At 30.3% G+C, this 24,854-nt stretch carries 27 protein-coding genes; 14 read left to right on the forward strand and 13 right to left on the reverse strand.

Annotation, left to right across the window (positions count from 1 at the left end):
• Positions 1–12: 12 nt before the first annotated feature.
• Entirely contained in the window at positions 13–1,167 is a 1,155-nt protein-coding gene (dnaJ, locus tag ACE193_RS23715) for a molecular chaperone DnaJ (RefSeq protein WP_375560663.1), read from the reverse strand.
• 132 nt (positions 1,168–1,299) lie between these two features.
• Positions 1,300–1,917: a nucleotide exchange factor GrpE gene (locus ACE193_RS23720; RefSeq protein ID WP_375560664.1), complete on the reverse strand. Its 618-nt coding sequence runs from the start codon at positions 1,915–1,917 to the stop codon at positions 1,300–1,302.
• 453 nt (positions 1,918–2,370) lie between these two features.
• Here ACE193_RS23720 and ACE193_RS23725 point away from each other — a divergent pair, with 453 nt between their 5' ends.
• Together ACE193_RS23725 and ACE193_RS23730 are read left to right on the forward strand one after the other, a co-directional pair.
• Positions 2,371–3,072 (forward strand): N-acetylmuramoyl-L-alanine amidase, encoded by a 702-nt coding sequence (locus tag ACE193_RS23725; protein ID WP_375560665.1) that lies wholly within the window; start codon positions 2,371–2,373, stop codon positions 3,070–3,072.
• A gap of 335 nt (positions 3,073–3,407) precedes the next feature.
• Complete coding sequence (locus tag ACE193_RS23730; protein WP_375560666.1) at positions 3,408–4,463, forward strand: saccharopine dehydrogenase family protein; 1,056 nt, start codon at positions 3,408–3,410, stop codon at positions 4,461–4,463.
• 260 nt (positions 4,464–4,723) lie between these two features.
• Here ACE193_RS23730 and ACE193_RS23735 read toward each other — a convergent pair whose 3' ends face one another.
• Positions 4,724–5,449: a hypothetical protein gene (locus tag ACE193_RS23735; RefSeq protein ID WP_375560667.1), complete on the reverse strand. Its 726-nt coding sequence runs from the start codon at positions 5,447–5,449 to the stop codon at positions 4,724–4,726.
• A gap of 193 nt (positions 5,450–5,642) precedes the next feature.
• Here ACE193_RS23735 and ACE193_RS23740 point away from each other — a divergent pair, with 193 nt between their 5' ends.
• The 4 genes from ACE193_RS23740 to ACE193_RS23755 all read left to right on the forward strand — a co-directional run bounded on the left by ACE193_RS23740 (position 5,643) and on the right by ACE193_RS23755 (position 8,169).
• Positions 5,643–6,665 (forward strand): T9SS type A sorting domain-containing protein, encoded by a 1,023-nt coding sequence (locus ACE193_RS23740; protein WP_375560668.1) that lies wholly within the window; start codon positions 5,643–5,645, stop codon positions 6,663–6,665.
• A gap of 87 nt (positions 6,666–6,752) precedes the next feature.
• The gene (locus tag ACE193_RS23745) at positions 6,753–7,208 is read left to right on the forward strand and encodes an HTH domain-containing protein (RefSeq protein WP_375560669.1); all 456 of its coding nucleotides are present in this window, start codon (positions 6,753–6,755) and stop codon (positions 7,206–7,208) included.
• Positions 7,120–7,692 carry a hypothetical protein gene (locus ACE193_RS23750; protein WP_375560670.1) on the forward strand — a complete coding sequence of 191 codons (573 nt, stop codon included), beginning with the start codon at positions 7,120–7,122 and terminating at the stop codon, positions 7,690–7,692. The genes ACE193_RS23745 and ACE193_RS23750 overlap by 89 nt, the downstream gene beginning before the upstream one ends.
• Before the next feature lie 6 nt (positions 7,693–7,698).
• Complete coding sequence (locus ACE193_RS23755) at positions 7,699–8,169, forward strand: nucleoside 2-deoxyribosyltransferase domain-containing protein (RefSeq protein WP_375560671.1); 471 nt, start codon at positions 7,699–7,701, stop codon at positions 8,167–8,169.
• Between the two features lie 37 nt (positions 8,170–8,206).
• Here ACE193_RS23755 and ACE193_RS23760 read toward each other — a convergent pair whose 3' ends face one another.
• Entirely contained in the window at positions 8,207–9,040 is an 834-nt protein-coding gene (locus tag ACE193_RS23760) for an NAD-dependent deacetylase (protein WP_375560672.1), read from the reverse strand.
• Between the two features lie 136 nt (positions 9,041–9,176).
• A complete protein-coding gene (locus tag ACE193_RS23765) occupies positions 9,177–9,461 on the reverse strand; it encodes a hypothetical protein (protein ID WP_375560673.1) in 285 nt (94 codons plus the stop codon).
• Positions 9,462–9,720: 259 nt separating this feature from the next.
• Between ACE193_RS23765 and argH the strand changes: the two genes are divergently transcribed.
• From argH to ACE193_RS23790, 5 genes are all read left to right on the forward strand, one after another.
• Entirely contained in the window at positions 9,721–11,001 is a 1,281-nt protein-coding gene (gene argH / locus ACE193_RS23770; protein ID WP_375560674.1) for an argininosuccinate lyase, read from the forward strand.
• 212 nt (positions 11,002–11,213) lie between these two features.
• Positions 11,214–11,771: a hypothetical protein gene (locus ACE193_RS23775; protein ID WP_375560675.1), complete on the forward strand. Its 558-nt coding sequence runs from the start codon at positions 11,214–11,216 to the stop codon at positions 11,769–11,771.
• A 1-nt stretch (position 11,772) separates the two neighbouring features.
• Positions 11,773–11,961: a hypothetical protein gene (locus tag ACE193_RS23780; RefSeq protein WP_375560676.1), complete on the forward strand. Its 189-nt coding sequence runs from the start codon at positions 11,773–11,775 to the stop codon at positions 11,959–11,961.
• A complete protein-coding gene (locus ACE193_RS23785; RefSeq protein ID WP_375560677.1) occupies positions 11,934–12,218 on the forward strand; it encodes a hypothetical protein in 285 nt (94 codons plus the stop codon). Before ACE193_RS23780 ends, ACE193_RS23785 begins: the two co-directional genes overlap by 28 nt.
• A 145-nt stretch (positions 12,219–12,363) precedes the next feature.
• Positions 12,364–13,011 carry a DinB family protein gene (locus ACE193_RS23790; protein ID WP_375560678.1) on the forward strand — a complete coding sequence of 216 codons (648 nt, stop codon included), beginning with the start codon at positions 12,364–12,366 and terminating at the stop codon, positions 13,009–13,011.
• Between the two features lie 794 nt (positions 13,012–13,805).
• Here the strand turns inward: ACE193_RS23790 and ACE193_RS23795 are convergent.
• From ACE193_RS23795 to ACE193_RS23810, 4 genes are all read right to left on the reverse strand, one after another.
• Complete coding sequence (locus tag ACE193_RS23795; protein WP_375560679.1) at positions 13,806–14,774, reverse strand: zinc-binding dehydrogenase; 969 nt, start codon at positions 14,772–14,774, stop codon at positions 13,806–13,808.
• 102 nt (positions 14,775–14,876) lie between these two features.
• Positions 14,877–15,383, reverse strand: coding sequence for a YybH family protein (locus ACE193_RS23800; protein WP_375560680.1), 507 nt, complete (start codon positions 15,381–15,383; stop codon positions 14,877–14,879).
• A 120-nt stretch (positions 15,384–15,503) separates the two neighbouring features.
• On the reverse strand, positions 15,504–16,103 hold the full coding sequence (locus ACE193_RS23805; RefSeq protein ID WP_375560681.1) for a Crp/Fnr family transcriptional regulator: 600 nt from the start codon (positions 16,101–16,103) through the stop codon (positions 15,504–15,506).
• Positions 16,104–16,547: 444 nt separating this feature from the next.
• Positions 16,548–17,912, reverse strand: a complete 1,365-nt coding sequence (locus tag ACE193_RS23810; RefSeq protein ID WP_375560682.1) for a hypothetical protein — start codon at positions 17,910–17,912, stop codon at positions 16,548–16,550.
• Between the two features lie 306 nt (positions 17,913–18,218).
• Here ACE193_RS23810 and ACE193_RS23815 point away from each other — a divergent pair, with 306 nt between their 5' ends.
• Both ACE193_RS23815 and folK read left to right on the forward strand, forming a co-directional pair.
• On the forward strand, positions 18,219–19,760 hold the full coding sequence (locus ACE193_RS23815; protein ID WP_375560683.1) for an Ig-like domain repeat protein: 1,542 nt from the start codon (positions 18,219–18,221) through the stop codon (positions 19,758–19,760).
• A gap of 34 nt (positions 19,761–19,794) precedes the next feature.
• The gene (gene folK, locus ACE193_RS23820; protein ID WP_375560684.1) at positions 19,795–20,415 is read left to right on the forward strand and encodes a 2-amino-4-hydroxy-6-hydroxymethyldihydropteridine diphosphokinase; all 621 of its coding nucleotides are present in this window, start codon (positions 19,795–19,797) and stop codon (positions 20,413–20,415) included.
• A gap of 82 nt (positions 20,416–20,497) precedes the next feature.
• Here folK and ACE193_RS23825 read toward each other — a convergent pair whose 3' ends face one another.
• From ACE193_RS23825 to ACE193_RS23835, 3 genes are all read right to left on the reverse strand, one after another.
• Positions 20,498–22,315 (reverse strand): GNAT family N-acyltransferase, encoded by a 1,818-nt coding sequence (locus tag ACE193_RS23825; RefSeq protein WP_375560685.1) that lies wholly within the window; start codon positions 22,313–22,315, stop codon positions 20,498–20,500.
• A gap of 144 nt (positions 22,316–22,459) precedes the next feature.
• Positions 22,460–22,972 (reverse strand): GTP cyclohydrolase, encoded by a 513-nt coding sequence (locus ACE193_RS23830; RefSeq protein WP_375560686.1) that lies wholly within the window; start codon positions 22,970–22,972, stop codon positions 22,460–22,462.
• 36 nt (positions 22,973–23,008) lie between these two features.
• Complete coding sequence (locus ACE193_RS23835; protein ID WP_375560687.1) at positions 23,009–23,668, reverse strand: hypothetical protein; 660 nt, start codon at positions 23,666–23,668, stop codon at positions 23,009–23,011.
• A 73-nt stretch (positions 23,669–23,741) separates the two neighbouring features.
• On the opposite strand from ACE193_RS23835, the gene ACE193_RS23840 reads away from it, so the two are divergent.
• Positions 23,742–24,311 carry a Uma2 family endonuclease gene (locus tag ACE193_RS23840; protein WP_375560688.1) on the forward strand — a complete coding sequence of 190 codons (570 nt, stop codon included), beginning with the start codon at positions 23,742–23,744 and terminating at the stop codon, positions 24,309–24,311.
• A gap of 62 nt (positions 24,312–24,373) precedes the next feature.
• Here ACE193_RS23840 and ACE193_RS23845 read toward each other — a convergent pair whose 3' ends face one another.
• Positions 24,374–24,832 (reverse strand): hypothetical protein, encoded by a 459-nt coding sequence (locus tag ACE193_RS23845; RefSeq protein WP_375560689.1) that lies wholly within the window; start codon positions 24,830–24,832, stop codon positions 24,374–24,376.
• Positions 24,833–24,854 lie beyond the last annotated feature (22 nt).

Raw genomic sequence — 24,854 nt, forward strand, 5'->3', positions numbered from 1 at the left:
AGAAGTCAAGAATTAATGAAAAAATTCTTTCACTTTATCAAAGAAAGAACGGTCTTGTTTATCCAAATCAGGAGCAAAATTATCTGAACCTTTCAAACGTTCCATTTCTTTTCGTTCGTCTTTAGTCAGTTTTTGAGGAATCCAAACATTTACATGAATGAGTTGGTCGCCTGTTTCATACGTATTGTACGGACGAATTCCTTTTCCACGCAATCTCAATATTTTTCCTCCTTGTGTACCTGCTTCTATCGGAACTTTTACGCTGCCATCAATCGTCGGAACTTCAACAGTTGTTCCCAAAACAGCATCTGGAAAACTAATGCACAAATCATAATGTACATTTTTTCCTTCTCTTTTCAGATATTTGTGTTCTTCTTCTTCTATCAGAATGAGTAAATCGCCTGCAACGCCTCCTCGTGGTGGATAATTTCCTTTTCCTGCCATCGAAAGCTGCATACCGTCCTCAATTCCTGCTGGTAATTTTATTTCAGTTACATCTTCTTTCATCTGGACACCTTCTCCACTACACGACTTACATGGGTCTGTAATAATACTTCCCTGTCCGTTACAAGAAGGACAAGCTGCTGTTGTTACCATTTGACCGAGCATTGTATTTGTAACACGTCTTACTTGACCATTTCCGTTACATTGCTTACAAGTTTGTTTGGAAGCTGCATCTTTTGCACCTGAGCCATCACACGTATCACACAAAACTTGGCGTTTGACTTTGATTTTTTTCTCTACTCCATGAGCAATTTCTTGAAGGGTAAGTTTGAGTTTGATGCGAACAGAAGAACCTTTTTTCTGACGTTGTCCTCCTCTTCCTCCACCAAAAATATCATCAAATGGAGAGCCACCTCCACCTCCAAAACCACCACCAAATATATCTCCAAAATGAGAGAAAATATCGTCAGCACTTTGGAAGCCACCACCTCCTCCACCATTCATTCCTTGATGTCCGAAACGGTCGTATCTTGCTTTTTTATCTGGATTTCCTAGTGCATCATAAGCTTCAGCAGCTTCTTTAAACTTGTCTTCGGCTGCTGCATCTCCTGGATTTTTGTCTGGGTGAAATTTGATTGCTATCTTTCGATAGGCTTTTTTGATTTCTTCTGTTGATGAATTGCGTGAAACACCCAACACTTCATAATAATCTCTCTTGCTCATAACTGGTAATTAATTTTTCTAAATTTTGTAAAGTAGGTTGTAATTTTTACTTGATTGCTTTCCTTTTTAAATAATTATAGCTTCTTATTTCAACTATCTAAAACATACAAAGTGTCTTGACAGCTTTTGAAATTATGCGCCTACAACTACTTTAGCAAAACGAACTACTTTATCATTAAGAAAATATCCTTTTTCTATTTGATCAACTATTTTACCTTTGAGTTCCTCTGAAGGCGCAGGTGTAGTTGTGATTGCTTCGTGTATATCTGTATTTAAAGGTTCTCCAACAGCAGAATCCATTTCTTTAAGTCCTTGTTGCTCCAAGACAGAACGGAAACGTTTTTGCAAAATCCCAATAGCATCAAAAGCAATATCTGCTTTTGCATCTTGGTCTTCTGCTTGATTGATAGAGCCCTCTGCACGTTGAAAATCATCTAAAACAGGAATGAGTGCAGCCATCATGTTTTTATTTGCAAGTTGTGTATGCTCAATTTTTTCTTTGGCAGTACGACGACGGTAATTTTCAAATTCAGAATACAAACGCAAATGTTTGTCTTTCAATTCTAATAATTCGGCACGATAATCAGGCTCTGCTGTTGCTTCCTCTGTTGAATTGTCAGTTTCTGCTGTTGTTTCTTCGTTTGTTTCTGCCGAAGTGTCCGAAGTAGATTCAGTTTGTCCTTCTGAATTTAGATTTTCTTCTGTTTGATTGTTGGTAGAATCGTTTTCAGAATGATTATTAGTATTCATACTACGTATATTTTGATTTTATATTTTTGAAATGATGTCTTTTTATTTTGTGTAAAGCAATTTATTTTTTATAGCATTTATTATTGATTTTTAATACAAATAATTATAAATTTAGTAATAGAATAAAAATTAAAAAATTTCCACACCTTAATTTATAAATCTTGTAATAAAATTAATTTTGCTTTAAATATGCTATCAAAAAGGCAATATATTTGCCAAACGTGCAGACCAATTATTTAAGTGTCAGTTTGGCAGATACAATACTATTACCCTATTTTCTTCTATGTTACTTAATTGACTTAACAATTATTTAAAGATTTGGCAATAACAAAGAAAAACCAAATAAAAGTTGGTAAACGGTTTGATTTTTGAACAATTATATATAAATTGCGTTACAAATTTTCTACTATTTGTAAGTAATGTTCCCTTTACTCAAAATCTTAACTATTTCTTATGAACAAAAATTACATTTTCTCTACTTGCTTACTTATTGCAATCTACTTTTTTTCTTCTGCTTTTTTTTCTAACTCTCCTAATTCGCCTTCTATTTTAGGAGGTGGTGAAGAGAAATTTATTCCCAAAACAGAAGTTGCTCCCAAACTTTTATCAGATAGATGTTCTCGTAATCGTTCCTCAGATGCTTCTATCACTCATGTAATGCTTCATTTTTGTAGTAATGCAGCCAACAAACCAGAAAATCCATATAATTTAAAAGACATTTTAAATGTATTCGAAACCTATAAAGTTTCGGCACATTATATTATAGACAGAGAAGGAATTATTCATCACTTAGTAAATGAAAATCGTGCAGCCCATCACGCAGGAAAAGGTCATTTGGCACATGAAGGAGAAAATCATCATAACGATTTGAATGGACGTTCGATAGGAATTGAAATGATGGCAATAGGAACACAAACCGAAATGTCAAAATTTATTTCGACTTCTAGTTATAGCAAAATAAATAAAGAAGACATTGGTTTTACAGAAGCTCAATACAAATCTTTAAACCGTCTTTTGAAAGATATTGAAAGTCGTCATACAGACATTAGCCATGACCGTAAACATGTAGTCGGACACGATGAATATGCACCTTCACGCAGAAGCGATCCTGGTCGTTTGTTTGATTGGAAAAAAATTGGTCTTACAGCAAATTAGAAAAAATATAATAGTTTAGAATCAAAAATAGTAGAAGAAAAAGGTTATCCAAAAAGTATGGATAGCCTTTTTTTGTTCTAAAAAAGATGTATTTTCGAAGTATATATTTTTTATACTTTAGTTAGAACTTAGGAAAATAAGGCAGTAAATCTGTGCTAACAAGACGTTGAGCATAATATCAAATACAATTATTTTAGACGAAGGAATTGAAGATATAGACAACTGGAAATTATTTCTTCTAACAAAAATACCTTTCAAATGCTTTCTACTGATATAGAAGAACCAAGTTCTCCTACTGATAATTTAAAACTAGAAACAACCTACTTTTTTACACGATGAAACCCAACTTTTTAATCTACGGAGCTTACGGATACACAGGCGAACTTATCGCAGAATTAGCCATTCAAAAAGGCTTAAACCCTATTTTGGCAGGACGAAATATAGAAAAGACGCAAGTCTTAGCTGATAAATTAGGTTTGAAATGGATTGCCTTTGAAGCTACTGACAAAACAGCTTTAAAACTGGCTCTTCAAAGAGAAGATATACAAGTACTCTTAAATTGTGCAGGACCTTTTACACAAACAGTAAAAGAATTTATTCCAGCTTGTATTGCTGCAAAAGTCCATTATTTGGATATTACAGGCGAAATTGAAGTGTTTGAATATGCCAAAACACAAGATAAAGCAGCCAAAGAAGCAGGAATTATGATTATGTCAGGCGTAGGTTTTGATGTTGTTCCATCAGATTGTTTGTCCAAATTTTTGAAAGATGAATTGCCTACTGCTACACATTTAGAACTTGCTTTTATGGGATTAGGAGGGGTTTCGCAAGGAACAGCACTTACTATGGTAGAAAATGCAGGCGCAGGAGGAATGATTCGTGAAAATGGAACTATCAAAACCGTTAAAACGGCTTATCAAACCAAAGTTATTGACTATGGAATAAAGAAAATGAATTCAGTAACAATTCCTTGGGGCGATGTTTCTACTGCTTTTCATTCTACTCAAATTCCAAATATTAAAGTTTTTATGGCTCAACCTCCAAAGGCTATCAAAGCAATGGAAATAAGTGGATATTTGTCTTTTGCTTTAAAAAATGATTTTGTCAAAAGTGTGATAAAGAAAAAAATTAAAGCAGGAGAAAAAGGACCAAATGAAGAAAAAAGAAACTCTAATAACAGCTATCTGTGGGGTAAAGTAACGGATGGAAAAACAACTATAGAAGCTAGACTAATTACACCAGAAGGCTACAAATTGACTTCAATTACAGCCCTTTTGATTACTGAAAAAGTGTTGAATGAGGATTTTAAAACAGGTTATCAAACGCCGTCTAGTGCATATAGCAAAAATTTGATTTTAGAGGTAGAAGGAACAGAAATGACGGTTGTTTAAGGAAAATTTTGTCAGTAGTTTTTGGTAATCCAAAGTAACTCTGACAATAGTTGATACCATTTTTAAACTATTGACAGCCTCTAAGGAGGACTGTCAAAGTTGATTTAGATTTTTAAGAAACTAGATGTTGTAACTCTTATTTAAGTAACTGGGTAAAATTATTTATAGTTTAACAAAATCTGTCTGACACCTCAAAGGTGTCTTGACAGTTTAAATTTCCATTTTCTAATTCTTTTTTAGATATGTTTTATTTTGCTCAGTTACTTAGAGTACAAATTATAGAAGTTATTCTCATAAAATCTACTTTCTTTTTCATCCTTGTATCGTTCTATGATATTTTTATCACTTACACCTAAAGAAGTTATTATTTTCATTCCTTCTTCATATTTTATATTTTTAGCATCTAATTTTGAAATAACTAAAACTTTAGGATTGATTTTTAAATCTTTATAGGCTTTAAGTTTATGATGACCATCAATAATATATTTGTTTGCTGAATTTTCTAGCATCAGTAAAAGAACTATAGGTTTTTTTCCTTTTGAAATAATAGATTTATACTGCTTTACTTTCTTTTGATTTAAGTGAAATTGAGTAGCTACAATATCATATAAACCACCATAAGTATCGTATGAAATATAATTACTATCTTTTGATATAGCAGGTTGAACATGGGTTTCATGACGTTCCATATAATATGAAAGTGTATATTTTCCATTGGTCAATAATTCTGTAATATACTGAAACTGTTCTTCTAAACTTTTATTCAAATCTATATTTCCTTCATTGACTATATTTTCATATTTATGATTGACTCGTATTAGCTCTTCTGTTACTTCTTTTCCAATCTGATAACGTAGTGTTGTATTAACTTCTGCAAAAAAAGACATTATTCGTGGTTTACTTCTTACATAAAGAATACTTTCTGTTGGACTACCTTTTATATTTAAAATACCTCTGCCAGAGTGGACATAAATTTCTTCTTTCATTGAATGTTACTTTTAAATAAATTGTTAGTTATAGGAATAGAATTATAAAATGTTCTAATTAGTTCATAAGTGTTATATTTGTATACTACCAACTTAATCTAAAAAATCAAATGAATCTATCAAAATTTAGTAAAGAAATATTAGAGAAACTTCAATACAGAGTGTCTATAAACTATTTATCAGTTTTTTTTTATTGGTAGCTGTTACATCTTGTAATATAGGACAAGAAAGAAGCCTAACAGAAGATGAGATTTTAAAAATGAAAAAAGAGATGAATGATTCAATAATGGTTGTGCTTGACTCAATGAATAAAGTGAGTGTTTATATACCACCATTGTTTAATAAAGATATTATTGATTCCACTACTACCTATAAATTTCTTGAATTAGCTAAAGAAACAAATGGAGAACTAAAAGTACTTGTTAATTCAATGCTTATTACAAATGAAATAAAGTATATAATTGAAAAACATGCTGTTGATAATGCTGATATTCTGTTTTTGATAGATAAAACAGGTAGTATGCAAGATGATATTACAAATATTAAAAAGGGATTAAATAGAATAATTACCTCAATAAAAAAATATGAGAATGTGAGAATTGGAATTGGTTTGTATGGTGATAAAAATGCCGATGGCATCAAATGGTATTCTTTTAAAAACTTTGATACTGAACTAGAATCTGCAAGAAAATTTATCAATGGAATCAGAGTAACAGCAGGTGCTGATTATCCTGAATCTGTTTATGATGGTTTTTTTGAAACTACAAAAGAAAATTTTTGGAAATCAACGAGTAAAAGAATGATTGTATTGATTGGAGATGCTCCTCCTTTAGAAAAACCATTGAGCAATTATTCTATGATAGATGTTATCAACAAAGCAAAAGAAGATAAAATTACAATGAATTTTTATCCAATTGTAATAGCTCCTTTGGGAGAATATGGACTTCCAGTAGAAGAGTTGAGTTTTGAAGAAGCAAAATTAATTTCGTCTTTTTATCCAAATCCATCTTTAGGACAACTGAATATAAATTTTGAAAAAAACGATAACTATGAAATACAAATATTTGATGCTATGGGTACTTTAGTTTTAAAGGAAAGTTATACAGGAAATAAAATTTCTAAAGATTTATATAATTTAAAAAATGGGGTTTATATAGTCAGAGTTGTTAATTCTGAAAAGAAGTTTGAAGCTATAAAGCTTATTTTAAATAAATAATTTGTTAGAAATACTTGCATTTCTTGTTTTATTCAAAAATAATGTAGAATATTATCATTAAAACAAAAAACTAACAATTTACACAACATGACTTTTCTAGAATTAGCAGAAAAAGTATTACAAGAAACTCAAACTCCAATGAAAGCAAATGATATTTGGACTTTTGGAGTAGAAAAAGGATATGATAAAATATTGGGTAGTTTGGGAAAAACTCCTTCAGCAACTTTAGGAGCAAGACTTTATACTTATGTTAGAGATAATCCTCAAAGTAATATGTCTTCTACGGACGCTCGCCCTAAAAAATTCTTTCTAAAATCTTTTGATAATGTAGAAAAACGAGTAGAAGAGGCAGAACAACAAGAAATAAAAGAAATAGAAAAAGAAACCAAGCAGCTCAAAAAGCTAGAAAAAGTAACCTATTTAGAAAAAGAATTGCACGCAGTTTTGGCTTATTATGCCTTTTATTATTTGCGTACTTATACCAAAACGATTAATCATTCAGCTTCTACAAAAAAAAGAATATGGCGAATGGATACACCCTGATATGGTAGGTTGCCACTTTTCAATAGAAGATTGGCAAAGTGAACTAACAGAGTTTAGCAATACAACAGGAAACCCAGCTTTCAAATTATACTCTTTTGAGTTAAAACGAAAAATTACCTTCACAAACCTTAGAGAAGTATTTTTTCAAACAGTTTCGAATTCTTCTTGGGCAAATGAAAGTTATTTGGTTGCAGCAGAAATAGATTCAGATGAGGAATTTAGTAGTGAACTCAAACGTCTTTCTACTTCTTTTGGAATTGGAGTTATAAAATTGGATATTCAAGATCCAGATAGTAGTGAAATTATTTTTCCTGCTCAAACTAGAGATATTTTAGATTGGGAAATGATGGATAAACTAACAAGAATGAATAAGGACTTTAAAGAGTTTTTGAAACGAATCAATAATGATATAAAAAGTAAAGAAATTCGTAAAGAATGGTACGATAAAATCACAGATAAAGAATTTTTAACTGATAAATTCTAATACAAAATGCCTACTTTCTACCCACCTCAAGAAATTCAACTTTCCCAAGACCAAAAAAGTATTTTCCTAGCAGGAAGTATCGACATGGGAAATGCCATTGATTGGCAACAAGAAATTATTGATTCTTTCAAAGAAAATGAAGCTCTTTGTTTTCTCAACCCACGCAGAAAAGACTGGGATAGTTCTTGGGAACAAACCATCGAAAACAAGCATTTCAATGAGCAAGTAACTTGGGAATTAGATGCGTTAGAAATGGCTGATTTGATTGTTTTTTATTTTGCGCCTACTTCAAAAGCTCCTATTAGTTTGTTGGAATTAGGACTTTTTGCAAGGAATAAAAATGTCATTGTTTGTTGTCCGACAGGTTATTGGAGAAAAGGAAATATCGATATTGTGTGTCAGAGATTTGGTGTGAAACAAGTGGAAAGTTTGGAAAAGTTGATAGAAGAAATCAACAGCACTTTCATTATTATCTAATCTCAAAAATATCGGTGTATTTCCATTTTCTTAACTCCTAATTTCCATTCCCCAAATAAATATCAATTTCATTCAGAGCAGCCAAAGCACCTTTATCAATTCCGATATGAGGAGGTTTTATTTTGAAATCTTTTGGGTTGATACGCACAATTTTTGCATCATAATTACTCTTTAAAAAGCGTGTTTTCATCCGAACAGCCTGCACATGAGGACCTGAACCAATCTCAAAAACAACAATATTTTTTCCTTTATTTTTATCTAAGAATTTCTGAAAGTTTTTTTCTTGTGCCTTGGTGCGAGTATTTACAAATGTATCATCTCTAAACATATAGACATTCGGACGAGCCATAACTCTTGAATGAGGACACATTGGAAATCGATTATCAAAAATACCTAATTGAATTTGTTTTCCTGTGAGTTCTGTTTTCCAAATTTTATCAGAAAGTTTGTTGTTACTGCTTTGAAAATAAGCCAATGAACCATGTAATTCTCTTATTTTTTCTTCCTCAAAACCTGCTTTTTGAAAATGAGAATCGATATTTGAAGTAATTATAAAATAATCTAAATCAAATGTTGAAACCCATTTTTTTAGAATGTAAAATCCTTGATGAGGCTCAGTATTTTCATACTCTTCCATTCGTTTTCCAAATAAATCCCAACTATAAGCAGGATTTTCTAAAAATGCAGCAGGATTGACAGTTTCGAAAACAGTTTTTTCAGTTTCTGTTTCTACTTTTCCCCATTGTCCTCCATCTTGCCCACGATAATCTGCTAGTCCAGAATCTACACCCATTCCTGCTCCTGCTGTAATTACAATGGCATCAGCTTTTATGAGCCAATTTTTTATAATTTCTAATGTTTGTTTTTCCATTTTTTACTTCTTTCTGAGGAAATGTTATACTCCTCCGTAATTAGATTTTGAAACTTTCTCCTATCGGTACACCGTAAATAACGTTTATTTTAACAAATAATTGAACAGTCTTAGATAAAAATAATAGAATAAACAGCTAATCCTCATAATGACAAAAATAAATTACACAAAAGCAGAAATAACGAAACTTTTTGTAATTGGTGGATGCTTGACTACTTGTGTTACCAAATTTGACTAAAATACTTTTCAAGGTGGGCAAACCAAGTAGTTGACCTAGAAAAAATACAGTCTGCATTTTTTCAAAAAGCAGTTTATCAGATTCAGCTACATTAGAAATATCTAATTCTGAAAAAGTGGCTGAAAATTCATGTTCATTTTTTTTGTCAAAGAAACTATCTTTTTGGCTACTTTTTTTTATCATTGTAGTGTATTTTATAAAATCTAATTATTTATTTTGTGGTAAAAACAAATATAGGATTTTTGCAAAATATAATTACCGTACAAAGTTGATATTCAGCAAAATACGGCAGTTTTAAAAAGCTACAAATTAAAAGAATCATTTTTGCAGATTTTTTTTTGAAATTTTGAACACCCTATCCTTAGGGTTTTGATAGGTAAAATTAAAAAAAACTCGCTGTTAGTGGTGTCTTCACCAACGATATAATTATAAAAAAAACATTATGAAACTTTGGGATAAAGGCTATTCAATCAACAATTTAATCGAAACTTATACCGTCGGAAATGATAGAGTTTTGGATATGAAACTTGCCAAATATGATGTTTTGGGAAATATTGCGCACGCCAAAATGTTACACAAAATTGGAATCTTGACAGAAAAAGAACTTCAAGATATTGAAAAAGGATTACAAGAAATTCAAACAGAAATTGAAGAAGGAACTTTCATTATTGAAGATAATTTTGAAGATGTTCATTCTAAAATAGAATTTCAACTTACTCAAAAAATTGGTGAAGCAGGTAAAAAAATTCATACAGCTCGTTCTCGTAACGACCAAGTTCTTGTTGATTTGCATTTGTATATAAAAGATGAGCTAAAAGAAATCAAGGAACTTACTAAAAACCTGTTTGATTTATTCTTAAAACTGAGTGAAAAACATAAAGATATTCTAATTCCAGGGTACACACATTTACAGGTGGCGATGCCTTCTTCTTTTGGATTGTGGTTTGGTGCGTATGCCGAAACATTGATTAGTGATGTGATTTTGCTAAATGCTGTTTATAAAATTACTGACCAAAACCCACTCGGTTCGGCTGCTGGTTATGGAAGTTCTTTTCCGATTGATAGACAAATGACGACTGATTTATTAGGCTTTTCAACGCTCAATTACAACGTTATTGCTGCACAAATGAGTAGAGGGAAGTTAGAAAAAACGGTAGCTTTTGCTTTAGCATCACTAGCAGGAACACTTTCAAAATTTGCAATGGATGTTTGTTTGTACAACAGTCAAAACTTTGGGTTCTTGAGTTTTCCAAAAGAACTGACGACAGGCTCTAGTATTATGCCTCACAAACAAAATCCTGATGTTTTTGAGCTTTTGAGAGGAAAAAGCAACAAAATTCAAAATCTTCCTGCCGAGCTGATTATGATTACCAATAATTTACCAAGTGGTTATCATAGAGATTTTCAACTTTTGAAAGGAAGTGTAATGGAAGCCATCGAAACAACAAAAGAAAATCTAATTGTTTGTCATTTTATGCTAGAAAATATTATTATTCACGAAAATATTATGGATAATTCGTTGTATGATTATGTGTATAGCGTTGAAGAACTCAATAAATTAGTGTTGAATGGAATGAGTTTTAGAGAAGCCTATCAACAACTAGGAAAACAGATTTTGGAAGGAAACTTTAATCCTGAAAAAACTGTACATCACACGCATGAGGGAAGTATCGGAAATCTTTGTTTGAAGGAAATTAAGGCGAAATTTGATAAGGTGTTTTAGATTCTTTTTCTATAAAACTTTTTTTTAACTTTGACAGTCCTTTCATAAGGCTGTCAATTTCTTTTATATTAGCCATTTTTTTAAGTGGTTCGGTAAATAAAACCAAATATAATTATTTTTTATAATCTAGGTAAGTATTTTTTTGTTTTGGTGATAAAATACGATATTTGTATAGATAGAAATAGTGATTTTTACTAAAAAAGGAGGGAAGTATGGAAAATATAGATAGTACATTATCAACGGATGAAATTGTAATAAAATATACTGATTTACTTCAAGAGTATGAGCATTTTTTGTATGAATCAAAAGGAAAAATATCTAGTTTTTGGTTAGGTATTCAACTTTGGTTTATAGGTAAGATTATGCTTTATATTTTCATGTTTTTTATAAAAAATAAATTAAAGAAAGAAGTTATTATTACGCCATTAAATTATAATGCATATTTATCGAAAAAAAATGAATTAAAACTTCTTTTAGAGCATAAAAAAGGACTTTTAAATCATAAATCAGAACAAAAAGTATCTTGGGTTTTGCGTTCTTTTACAAAAAATCTATCAAAAATAATTTCTAAAGTAGAAGATTATACAAAACAATTAGAGTTTTCACTGGTCGAAGTAGAAAAGCAAATTGAACAAGAAATAGTCTTTATGAAAGATGTAAAAGAATTTGATTTTGATAATTATATTCAGCCACCAATAGACGAAAATATCATCGGTAGTATAGAAAGTGATGAAGATATAGAAGACCTTTTGAACTTATTAACAAAATAGAATGCGCTACTTATTAGACACAAATATACTTTTACTTTTGGCTAGAGAAAGAGAGGAAGGCAAGATTATCAATGAAAAACTAAAACTAACTCATCCAGAAAATCAAGTATTTTTTTCTGTCGTAAGTAGAGGCGAAATATTTTCACTAGCTAGACAATCAAAATGGGGAAAAGTAAAATTGATAAATTAGAAACCTTACTTTCTAAGTTTGGAGAGATAAATATTACTCCTGCTATTGTCAAAAAATATACAGATATTGACGTTTATAGCCAAGGAAAAGAGCCTTCAAACCCTCTTCCGAGTGGAATAACAGCTAGAAATATGAGTAAAAATGATATTTGGATAGCTGCAACTGCTGCCGTTTCTTATTCTACTTTAGTTACTACAGATAAAGATTTTGGGTATTTAAGGGACGTTTTTATTAATCTTTTGGAGCTTAAAAGATAAATAGGCTTTTTACCTTAACGATGCTTTTAAGTTCGTTGGTGGTTAGAGAAAAACAAATTCTTGATTTCAATCAATGTTTTGAAAAGTAAAGGCTTGTATTTTTGTAGTAAATAATTAGTAGTCAAAACTTTAAAATTCTTTCTCTATGAAAATGCAAGCCTCAAAACTCACTCAAAATCTAACTGAAGAAATCAAAATGGTTATTCAAAAAGCTCATAAACTACAAGATTTATCAAATGATGAATTAAATTTTCGTCCGAATACAGAAAGTTGGACAATCTTGGAATGTATCGAACATCTAAACCGTTATAGTGATTTTTATTTACAGGAAATTGAAAAGCGAATTGATGAAAAAATGGATAAAAATAAAAGTACAAATAATGGAAAATCAAAATTAAGTCAAGATTACATTTTCAAAAGTGGTTTTTTAGGAAATTATTCAGCTAATTCTATGCTACCAAATAGCAAAGGAAAAAAAGCAGGACAGATAAATAAAATGACAACTTTTAAAGACAAAAATCCAATTCATAGTGGCGTAGATAGAGGAGTTTTAGAAACTTTTATTGAAGACCAAAATGAATTTATACGTCTTCTAGTAAAATCACAATACGTAGATTGGAATAAGACAAAGGTTTCATTAACGCTTCCCCTTTTGAAATTTAATTTAGGAGATACATTTCGTTTTGTAATAAATCATGAAATTAGACATTTTATCCAAATTTCAGTCATTTTATCTCATTCTGAAAACGACTTCTCCAAAAATAAAATAATTGAATATACCATAAAATCCTAAGAAGTCATTTTATCTCAAAAATAGTTTTTTTACTTTACTCACTATTTATTTTATTGTATTTTGTTATCGAAGTTGTTTAAAAATTAGGTTCTCTATCTGCTAGATGAATTCTTACATACAAGATAAGAAATTACATCTATTTTATCTACTACAAACCTAAAGGTTCATGTTATTTAAAAGATGCTATCAAATCATACAGTAAGTACAATCAAAAAAGTATAGAACTATTAGATTATGTTATAATGAATGATAAGTACTTGCTCATAAATAGTTTGCATTATTTCTATAAGGTTTTTGAAAACCTTATAGAAATAACTGCTTGATAATCAACAACTTAATTTTGATTGAAATAGTATAAACTAAATGTAGTCAAGTACTTAATAAAAGTGAGTTAATAATATCTGTACTACTAGGTTTATACAGGGCATGTTCATAAAAAATAATTGAGCTTGTGAATATGTTTAATCAAATAAGTTATAGCATTTTTTTAACTTTGACAGTCCTTTCAGAAGGCTGTCAATAGTTGGAAAAATAAGCTCGTCTGTACCTAAACTATTGTCAGAGTTATTTTGGATTACCAAAAACTACTGACAAAGTTTTTATGAACATGCCCTGTAGGTTTATACGAATCTAATGAAAGTTTAGTATATCAAAAATGTATATCTTGCTTTGACAGAAAGAGTAAATGTAGCTTCTAGTAAAGTACTTGAAAAGAATCTTTTTTTTATAGTTGGAGAAACGGACTCACTATTGAATTGGAAATTAGACCTAAATTGTTTTTTTTATCTAAAAAATCACACTCTCACAACTACTTTTCCTTTAGCAAGGTTGTTTTCCATGTGAGTATGTGCTTCTACGATTTGTTCTAACTCAAAAACAGAGTCAATATTAAGATGAATATTTCCTTTCGCAACTTTATCAATGAAATCTTGTAATAAATCTTTTGAGAGATTTTGAGCTTCTCCCATATAAACGGTCAAACGTCCTAAAGAAGGAATATCTCCCATAGGTGTAAAGTTTGACATAGTCCATTCATTTCCCAAAATTCCAGTCATACAAACAACTCCTTTATAGCCAATACATTTTAATGAATCTTTTAAAGTTTGTACACCAACGAGTTCCAATACTTTATTTACTCCTTTTGGAAATAGCTGTTTCAACTCTTGTGTTATCATTCCTCTATCAATAATAACGTAATCTGCCCCATTTTCTTTGAGTGCTTTTTCTTTTGCAGGGTTTCTAGTTGTGGAAATAACACTCAGACCAATAGACTTTGCTAACTGACAAGCCAACATTCCAATAGATGATGTTCCACCACGAATAAGTAGTATTTCTCCTCTTTTGATTTCTAAGGCTTGATGTAAAGAACCCGAAACGGTCTGAAACATTTCTGGAATTGCACCCAAAATACTCCACTCTAAATCACTTTTGAAGGGGAAAATAATTTCTAAAGGAACAGCACAATATTCAGCATAACTTCCATCAAAAAAACGTCCCATTCCACCCATAATGGCAGCTACTTGTTGTCCTTTTTGATAGGTATTTGAAGGATTATTTTCAATAACTCCAACACACTCAATTCCTTGTATGCATGGAAGTTGAACATTAGGAGAATCTCCACGACGAGTAAACAACTCTGAACGGTTAAGTCCAAAAGATTTTACTTTTATGAGAACCCAATTTTCTTTTAGAGTAGGTAATTTTCTTTCTTGAATTTTGATAACAGATGGATTTCCTGCTTTTGTAGTTACGGCTGCTTTCATGATTGTTTTTTTGAGAAAGGAAAAGGTAAATAAAAGAGTAGAGTTTTACTAAAAAAATCGCTACACTATTTTTGAATGTAACGATTTAATTTATAAAACAAACTATTTCATTTTATTGAACATGTATCGGTCTATCTTCCAGTTTCCATTTTCTTTTTTCAGGACAAATAATTCTCTGTTTTCTTCTGGAATAGTATCTCCTGTAGCGTGAATGAGTGTAGAGCCTTTTGAGGTAGAACGTACAAACGCATATTGACCTACAATTTCTATTTCATCTATAAAAAACTCAATGCTCAGTTTAATATTCGAAAATACAAACTGATAAGCTGCTTTTACTTGCTCTTTGCCTGTTGAGGTAGGCGCATTTGAAGGCATAAATACTCCATTTTCTGTATAAAGTGAAACAGATTTTTCTACATTTGATTCATTGAGTGCATCTCTATAACTAAAAAGAAGTTTTTTGATTTGTTCTTTTTCTGTGTCAGTAACGGTTTGAGTTGTCATTTTATTTATTGGATTTTGGGTTGAGAAATACGAAAATGTAGTTGTTTTGGCATACATCACGAAAGGCAACATAAAGACAGCAAACAACAGAATTGATTTTTTCATTACTTTAATTTTGAATGGTTTTGTATAAATCTATACCACAAAATTAGGTAATGTGCGTAGTTCTGACTCTTGACCTTTTCCAATAAGTAGTCTTGATATAGTTTAAGGTTTAAAGCTGTTTTATTTATCTTTTTCTAATTGCTGACTTCTGATTCTACTCAAAAATTCAGGTGTAATTCCAATATAAGAAGCTATTTGTGTATTAGGCAAACGATTTATCAAATGAGGATTATCTTCTAAAAATGTTTGATAACGTTCTTCTGCTGTGGTGCTGATGGTTTGAAGCAAACGATTTTGAAGAGCAACAAAATTATTTTCAAGAATAATACGAAAATTTCTATCAAATTTTGGATGATTGATATAAAAGTAAATCAAATCAGTTTTAGCAATTTGAATAATAGTAGACTTTTCGATGGCTTCAATATAAAGTTTGGACGGTTTTTCGGAATGGAAACTTCCTATGTCTGTAATCCATTCATTTTCAATAGCAAAAGATATATTGTGTTCTTTAGCAGCCTCATCTACTTTATACATCTTAAAACAGCCATTTACTACAAAATTATAATGTTTGCAAATATCTCCTTCAGCTAAAATATATTGTCTTCGTTTTATCTTTCTGATAGAAATTCGTTTTTGAAGCTCTTCAATATCTGATTTTCCTAAAGGGAAATACTTCTTGAAATGATTAATGAGTGTTTCTAATTCCATTGTATTCTTCATATTTAACATTATCAACTTCTAATGTGAATAAGGAGTTAAATTAAAAATGGTTTTGTTTTTAATTAGTTGATTTTCAATTAAAATAAAACAACAGACTAAATAGTTTAGCTATTTTAGGTTTTATGCATGACCTAAAACTAATTTCGCTTTACTACAAAGTCTGTGAGTTATACAACTCGACTTTTGCCGTTGCGATGACCAACAAAAAACACAAAAAATTTAACTTTGGTAGATATACAAAGATATTTTTTTCAACTTACTTAAAAAAAGCTCCAAAAATAGCATACTACTAGTATTTTTCAACAAATAGTCCAGTTCAAAAGAGCAGACTGTCTATTTTGAATAGTCACTCTACAAACTTGACCTTATAGAAATATAAGGATGTAACAATATAACACTTTGTCCAGTAGTATTTTTTGCTGCTTTGACAAGTCATAATTGTTCCTAAGTGCTCATTTTCAGTTCTTTCACAAAAGAAAAATAATCAAAAGAAAATTTTATACAATCCTTATACGAAAGTTTTGGTGTTTTTTCAGTTAGATTGGGATACATTTCTTCCCAAGTTTCCAAAATAAAATCAATTCTTTTTGAAATCAAATTTTTCTGTAAACTAATTTCGTTGTCTTTTTTTTCTGAAAAAGTATGTTTTGCTCCTAATGCCTCAAAAAAATCAGGATATGTAATTTGAAAATAAAGATGTAAAAATTCTTTTGTTGGACGTGGTAAACCATAATTAAACAGACAATAACCAGCAATGTATTCGAATACAAAAGGAGTAAATTCTTGTTGCTCATTTTTGTCAAACCACGCAGCAGCTTGCATTTGCTTTTCTATCACTTCTTTAATTTCTTGTTCGTAGATAGGCTTTGCAATTCCGAAGGTAGATTTTGTTTCATAAAAATTAGGTAATAATTCTTCTTCTGAAAGAGCTAATAATTGCTCAAATTGATTGATTGCATAAGCATTTCTTTGAACAGGCAAACGGTTTTGGTCATAAAAAACTACTTTATGAATATCTTCCAAAATAGCTGTTATTGTTCCTTCTGGAGTAAGCAAATAATCTATTCGATACAAAAGTGTCAATAACATATACGAAATAGCTGATGCAAGACGCTCAGCATTTAACTTTTTAACTTCTTCTAGTGTTTCTTTTATCCATTTTTTCAAAAAACGCAGCTTTACTTGTTGGTGTTCTTCTGACAAAAATTCAATGTGTTTGTCATCAATAGCTTCTAATTGATTTGTAAACTCATTTAATAATAAATCATCTTGAGCATCCGAACGAGTAGCAATTTCTCTAAGTCCATTGTATAATTTCCCTGCAAAACTATCTACTGTATTTGTAGTAAAACGAATCCAAATAACACCATTTTCATCTAAAGAAAATCCACTATACAATAGGTTATAATTCATTTCCATGAGCCTTCTACCCAAAGCAACATGTAAATTATCTTTTACCTGTACAAGTTTTACTTCTCCGACAAACTCTTCCGAATTGGCAAATCCACGAACTATTTTTGAGCCTTGTTGAAGTGTAAAATCTATCTTAAAATCACTTACATTTCCATCTTCGTTTATTTGTACAGTATCATAATCTAGGTTACTCTCATCATCATCTAATAAATAATTAAAAAACTCTAGGTAGGCTTGTAAATAATTTTTTTGTTCGAAGAAACCTGTCGATCTTGCCCAAGAATCGTATTTTTCTAGTGTCTTATGTGCATCAGAATATCTACCGAATCGTATATCAATTCCATCGTGAGTGTCTGTCTGTCCGACAAAAGCAGTTATAATTTTTTTAAAAAGCATGTATCTTTTTTGAGTTGGTAAAAGATGAAGTCAGTTTTTTATCTCTAACAAAAATCAATTTAAGGAAAGAATATCAAAAATAAGTGGTTTTTTTTTGAAAATAGCCTTTATTGTTTGTATTTTTAATAAAAAAAGAAACGTTAGACTATAAAGTACTCCCAAAACTGTACCTTTGAAGGTCATCAAAATTAATTTCTGAATCAATTTTGAATGATTTTTTAAACATTTTTTAGTTTTGAAGTCCATTTTACACAATCCTAATTATACACCTAGTTATAAGGTAATCTCCATTAATTTATAAAAAAAATGAATTTTTATTTACATAAATCATTCTATAAAAAATATTTAATTGTATCACTCTTTTTTTTGAGTTTGATAATAGGTTTTTCTAGATGTGTACCTATTGAAGATTTGTTAGCTCCTACTATTAGTAATCTCACTATAAATAATCAATATAACATAACAGACACTATTTTTTTAGATGCCATACTTACTGATAATTTTGGTATAGATACAGTACGTATTGATATAAAAAAAACAGATGGAATAAGTACTTTAGATACAACTATATTACTAAATAGTGATAGTATAAAAGCAAGGTTGTTAAATCTAAGTCAATATAAACTTGTGCGTATTCCTGTTGAAGCTGCTTTAGGAGAATATAAACTTACACTGACAGTAACTGATCGCAAAACCAAAAATGGACAAGCTCCTAATAAAACTACTACTAACCGTTTTTTCTCTGTGGGAAAAGATGTTGATGCACCTAGTTTTCCAGATGTTCTTTTACCAGATATAATTCCTTTCATTGATGGTAACTATGTTGTTTGTAGAGATGAACTTGTACCACTTTTAGGAATAGCTCGTGATAATGTAGGCTTGCAAAAAATTACAGCTAGGTTTCGTTTTGTAGATGGATCTTTTTCTGATAGACCTATTATAAGTAATGTGAGTGGAGATACAGTAAATTTAGATGGTGTTTTTGATACTCGTCTTATATTTCCTAATAGACCAAATAATGAAAGATTTTTCTTAATTCTGACAGCAACAGATACCGAAAACAATACTAGAGAAATTGAAATACCTTTTGTGATAAATTGTGATACTGAAATTCCAATAATTGAAAGTATTGATACAAATATCAAAGGAAGTATAACTCAAAATGGAGATAGTATAAATGTTATTCAAGGACAAGAGCTATTCATTACTGGGGGACTAATAACAGATAGGCTTGGAACATTAGATAGGCTTATCATCTACTTAGAAGATAGAACAGAAGGAGAAATAGTTAATGATACTTTGTTTTCAGAAGTAATAAGTGGAGAATCCTATACTATTAGTGATAATATCCCTGTTTTTAGCTTTCGCTCTACTCCAAGAATAGGAAAAGAGTTTTATAGTCTAAAAATAAAAGCTATAGATGCAGCAGGAAACGAATCCGATATAAGAGATATTAAACTGTTTATTGCAGAGAACCTACCTCCTAACTTTTCGGAACTTGCTTTTACATTAGCTAGTAATTTTGATTTTCAAAGAACCTTTAGTGATGACCAAAATAGACCTATGGTCATATCAGCAGCAACTAATTATCGTTTAATCAATAGATTAAAAGATGATTTATTATTAGACAGTTATGAAATAAATTGGGGCATAGAAAATCAAACACCAATTACTACTAAAACAGAAAATAATGTAAATGCTTTAGATGTATCTTTTTCTGCAAATCAAGAAGATTTTACATTTAGTGCTGAAGGAAACAATGCAGGTACTATATATACTTTAACTATATATGCAATAGATATACTAGATAAGGAAAGCGAGATAACCTACTACTTCCAAGTCCGATAAAAAAAGCAAAACACTCTAATCTAATCAAACGAGGATGACCACTAAAAACAGTTATCCTCGTTTCTATTTTATATTTATTTTGAAAGAATCAAGAATGACAACAAAAACTGTTTTTTTATTATTAGGAGGAAATCTAGGAGATAGAGAAAATACTATTTTAGAAGCAAAAAAGTCTATTTCTTTACAGATTGGAAGTATAGAAAAAGAATCTAGCCTATATCAAACAGCAGCTTGGGGTGTAGAAAATCAGCCTAGCTTTCTGAATCAAGTAATAGAGGTTTCTAGTTTTTTATCTGCACAAGAAATACTCATTCAAATAGAAGACATAGAAAAAAAATTAGGTAGAAAACGCTATCAAAAATGGTATGCCCGAACGATTGATGTAGATATTCTTTATTATGAAAATGAGATTTTGGAGGAAGAAGAAAATACAGAAAATAGAACTAACAATCTGAAAGTTCCTCATCCATTTTTGCATGAGCGTCGTTTTACGCTTGTTCCTTTGGTTGAAATTGCTCCTAATTTTGTGCATCCTGTTTTACAAAAAACAAATGAGCAGCTTTTGGAAGTTTGTTTGGATAAATTGCCTGTTGAACAGTTACCAGTGAATAGTAAGCAGTTAGCAGTTAATTCAATTTCAAATTTATTGGTTTAGACAAAAATAGAATCAAACTTCATAAAAAACCTTATGAAACTTGACAGGTTCAAGTGTCGACACTTGAACCTTTTTTTGTTTTCTAAGAAGGCAATTCCATTTCTTTATTCAAATTCTTAATGGTTTCTTCTGGAACTTCTTTAATGTCCAAAACCATCAGTCCATCAAGTGCATTATTAAATTTGGGGTCAAGATTGAAAGAGATAATTTTTGCATTCAACTGAATATATTTTTTGAGCAAAACAGGTACAGAATGACGATTGGGTTCTAAATCCCATAAGAGTTTATCTAATTGTGCCAAATCATGTGCGCCTTCAAAAAGAGCATCAGTATCTAATAAATCTATTTTTGGCTTGAATTCTTTTCTTGGAGTAATGAGTTTTGATAATTCTTCGTGATAAAAATAACGTTGAATGAACTGTACAATCAAAGTTCTTGATGCCTCTGTGTAATTGCTACTGATACTTACAGGTCCTACCAAATAACGATATTGAGGGTTTTGGAGCAAGAAAAACAAAATTCCTTTCCAAAGTAAAAATAAAGGAAGTCGTTTTTGTTGGTATTCTTTTGTAATAAATGAACGTCCAAGTTCTAACGATTTTTCTAAATAAGGTGTAAATTCATCATCCATCTTAAAAAGACTTTCTATATAAAAACCTTTTTTACCAAAACGACACATAATTTTGTCGCCTCTACCTACACGATATGCACCTACAATTTTTTGCTCGTCTTTGTCCCAAATAAACAAATGATGATAATACAAATCAAATTCATCTAAATCTGTTTTTTTATTTGTTCCTTCTCCAACTTCTCTAAAGGTAATTTCACGAAGTCTTCCTATTTCGCTCAAAATAGTAGGAATTTGGTTTGAATTGGCTACATAACCTTCATAATTTTGCTGAACAAAAAGTAATTTGTCAGCTTCTTTGAGCTTTTCGACTTCTTTTATTATTTTGTCTTTTGAGTTTTCTTTGACAATTTCTTGAGGTTTGGAAGGAAAAGTAAAGGAAGGATAATAGAATTTCTTGACTTCCATTGTCGAACCTAATGCATACGTTTTGGCTCTCAAAAAACGACCAAAACGTTCTATATCTTCAAAATCTTCTTGACTTTTTACAGAAATAGGATGTCCAATTCTTATTCTTACCTCTTCGCCTTTTTTATTGAACATTTCACGAGGAATAGAAGCTGTTCGGAGAAGTGGATGCAATTTGCCTATCAAATGAAAAATACGACTATTGCTACCTTGAAAATAAATAGGGACAATAGGAACTTTTGCTTTTTTGATGAGCTTGATTGCAGGAGTTTGCCACTGACGGTCAGAAATTGTTTTTAGTTCGGGTTGATAACTTGACACTTCACCAGCAGGAAAAATACCTAACGGTTTTCCTTCACGAAGTTGAGTGAGAGCAGTCTTCATTCCAGCCATACTAGAATATGCATCTTGATGATTTTCTAGTGGATTTACAGGAATAACATAAGGAGCTAATCGTTCAATTTTCATCAATAGGAAATTCCCCATTACTTTAAAATCTTCATTTTGTTCTACCAAATAACGCATCAGTAAAAGTCCATCAATTACTCCAAAAGGATGGTTAGAAACTGTAATGAATGCACCTTCTTTTGGAAAACGCTCTAATTCTTGTTCATTGACAATCGTTTTGATATTCAAAAACTCAAAAAAAGATTTCAGAAAATCAAGTCCTTCATTGTTGGCAATCGCTTTATAAAGGTCATTTGCTTGTTGCAATTTCAAGGCACGCATTAGTAGCCCTGCAAATAATTCGATGTGGTATTTATTGAGTTTTGTAGCTTCAATAAAATCTTTTTTACCAATCAAATCTTTTATTGCATTTGCTGCTTCTAAATTTGGATTTTCTGTGTATTTTTCGTTTTCCATAACTGATTTTTCTAGTAGTTCTTTGTGAAGTGCTTTTTGTTTTGCAATATAATAAAGTCAATTCTAAAACTTTCTTTTTTTTATAAAAATAGGACTTTTGCAAATAAGTTTCCATTCTTATGATAACCTTTTTCTAGTATTTTTTTATAAAACTGTATCTTGTATTCCACTCACTTCTATTCCAAATTGAGTAAGTGTTTTGATTTTATTTGGATTTCCTGTAAGCATTTTGATAGATTTTACGTTTAAATCTTTCAAAATTTTGGCTGCACTACTAAAATTTCTTGCATCGGCTTCGAAACCAACAGCTTGATACGCATCAGCTTGTTTTACTCCTTCTCTTTTGTACTTTACACTATTCAAAAGTGCAAAATGTCCGTTTCCTTTCCCTTCTTGTTCTAATAAAATAATAATTCCTTTTCCTGCTTTTTGGATAAGCTCTTGAGAAATATCCATTTGCTCTTGACAATCACATTCAATACTATTAAAGTAATGACCAAAAATACAAGAAGAATGCACTCTACAAAGTACATTTTCTTCATTTTCAACTTCTCCCATCATAAAAGCAATAGATTCTTTTTGTCCATCATAATAGAGAACTTCTTTAAACTCGCCAAACTTTGTTTTTAAAGTTCCTTCAGCTAATTTTACAATCATAATTTTATTTTTTAAATACGTAAAAGTAATAATGATTTAGTCAAAAAATTGTGCTTTGTATCTTAAATAAAAAGCCAATCCTAACTCTATAAAAGCCAATCCCAGTAATGAATAATTTATCCATTTGTCTCTTACCTCTTCATTCAAATCTAATAAATACAATACGAAAATGACAGAAATAGCGATAACTAAGGCAAATATATAATACTTAATATCTTGCTTAGTCATTTTTTTCTTCTTTTTTATAAATTTAGTCTTATAATCCTTCTCATCTTCTATCAAAAAACCATTTTCTTCTGATAGTTGTACTAATTCCTTGGCTACTTTCTCTCTTTTAGCTTCCATACAAGCTCTAAAAAAGATGTTTATGAGCTGCTGTTCTTCTGCTGAAAAACTAGATTTATAATTGGAGATTTCATTTTGAGATACATTTTGTTTTGCCATCGGATGAAATTGCGAAGAAGAAACATCTTTCTGATTCAGTATTTTTTTCTCATATATCGTAAAAATATCAGTAGCAATTATATACCACTTTGATTGATTTGATAAGGGTTTAGCAAGTTTTAGCAGAGAGTTTATAAGTACTTTCTTATCTTCTACTGATTCTAGTTTTCTAAGAATTATCGTTTTCTTTCGTTCAAAACTAGCAACTATATCTTTGTCATTTCCAGTAAAATCTTCTTCAAGTGATTTCATAATTTTTATTTTATCAACACAAACTAAAACGCTCTAAATTTAGTATATTTGATAAACAACTAAAAATAAAATTATGTCTATTCCACAAGGAAAAATAACTGTAGAAGAATATCATCGTTATCAAGATATTTCAGATGACCGTTTGGAGTATCTCAATGGAATTATAAAAGCAATGGCAGGAACAACCATTGAACACGAAATGATTGTCATGCGCTTAGTAAGAAAATTAAGTGAGTGCTTAGAGAAAAAAGGCTGTACACTTGTTACAGGAAGTATGAGAATGCACTCTCCAGAATGCGATAAAGCATTTTTATATCCAGATATTCATATTTATTGTGGAGAGGTAAAAACCGAAAAACTAAAACATGGAACTTATGCACTTGTAGAACCGACAATTATTATAGAAGTTCTTTCAAATGCTACTAAAAATTATGATAAAGGAGATAAATTTGAGTGTTATCGTAGAATAAAAACTCTCAAAAAATACATCATGATTGAAAGTAACTTGGAAGATAACAAACCAACTGTTCATGTTCGTAATTTGGAAAATGAAAAGCGTTTTATTGAAGATGTTTTAGAACTAGAAGATATTTTGGAGGTTTTGGGTTGTGAGTTGCCTGTGAAAGACATTTATGGGGTTTAGTAATTGCTTTTTTAGTAAAAGAGACTATTCTTTTTTGAATAATCTCTTTTTATTAAAATGTATCAGTTTCTTTCAGCAGGATGAGTATGCGAATTATAAGCATTATCTTCGTATTCGTGTAGAATTTTTCTTTCCTCTTCTAAACCTTTAATTCTATCCAACAAATTCTTTTTATATTCTTCCTGTTGTGAAAAATAATCTATTAATAATAGGTTTTTATCTTCTAATGAAATTATACTTTTTGATAGAATATTAGTTACGTATTCTAGACTTTTATTCTTCATCTTACTGAGGAAGCTACTAAAAGTATATTTGAAATCGGAACGGCAAACATGTAAGTCTAGGACAATTTGTTCGAATAAGTCATAGTTCTTTTCTTCTAAATCTTCTTCTTTTTTTTCTAGCGTCTCAATATGTTTTTCATTTTCTGAATACCAGTTTATTAATAAGTTTATCTCATTTAGTGAAATCTTAGATTTTGATAAAATGTAGGTTGTGAAATTTCTATTTTGGGTCCTCATTCGTATAAAGAATTTTAAGTTA

The organism is Bernardetia aquimarina (genome assembly GCF_042180575.1).
Classification (GTDB): domain Bacteria; phylum Bacteroidota; class Bacteroidia; order Cytophagales; family Bernardetiaceae; genus Bernardetia.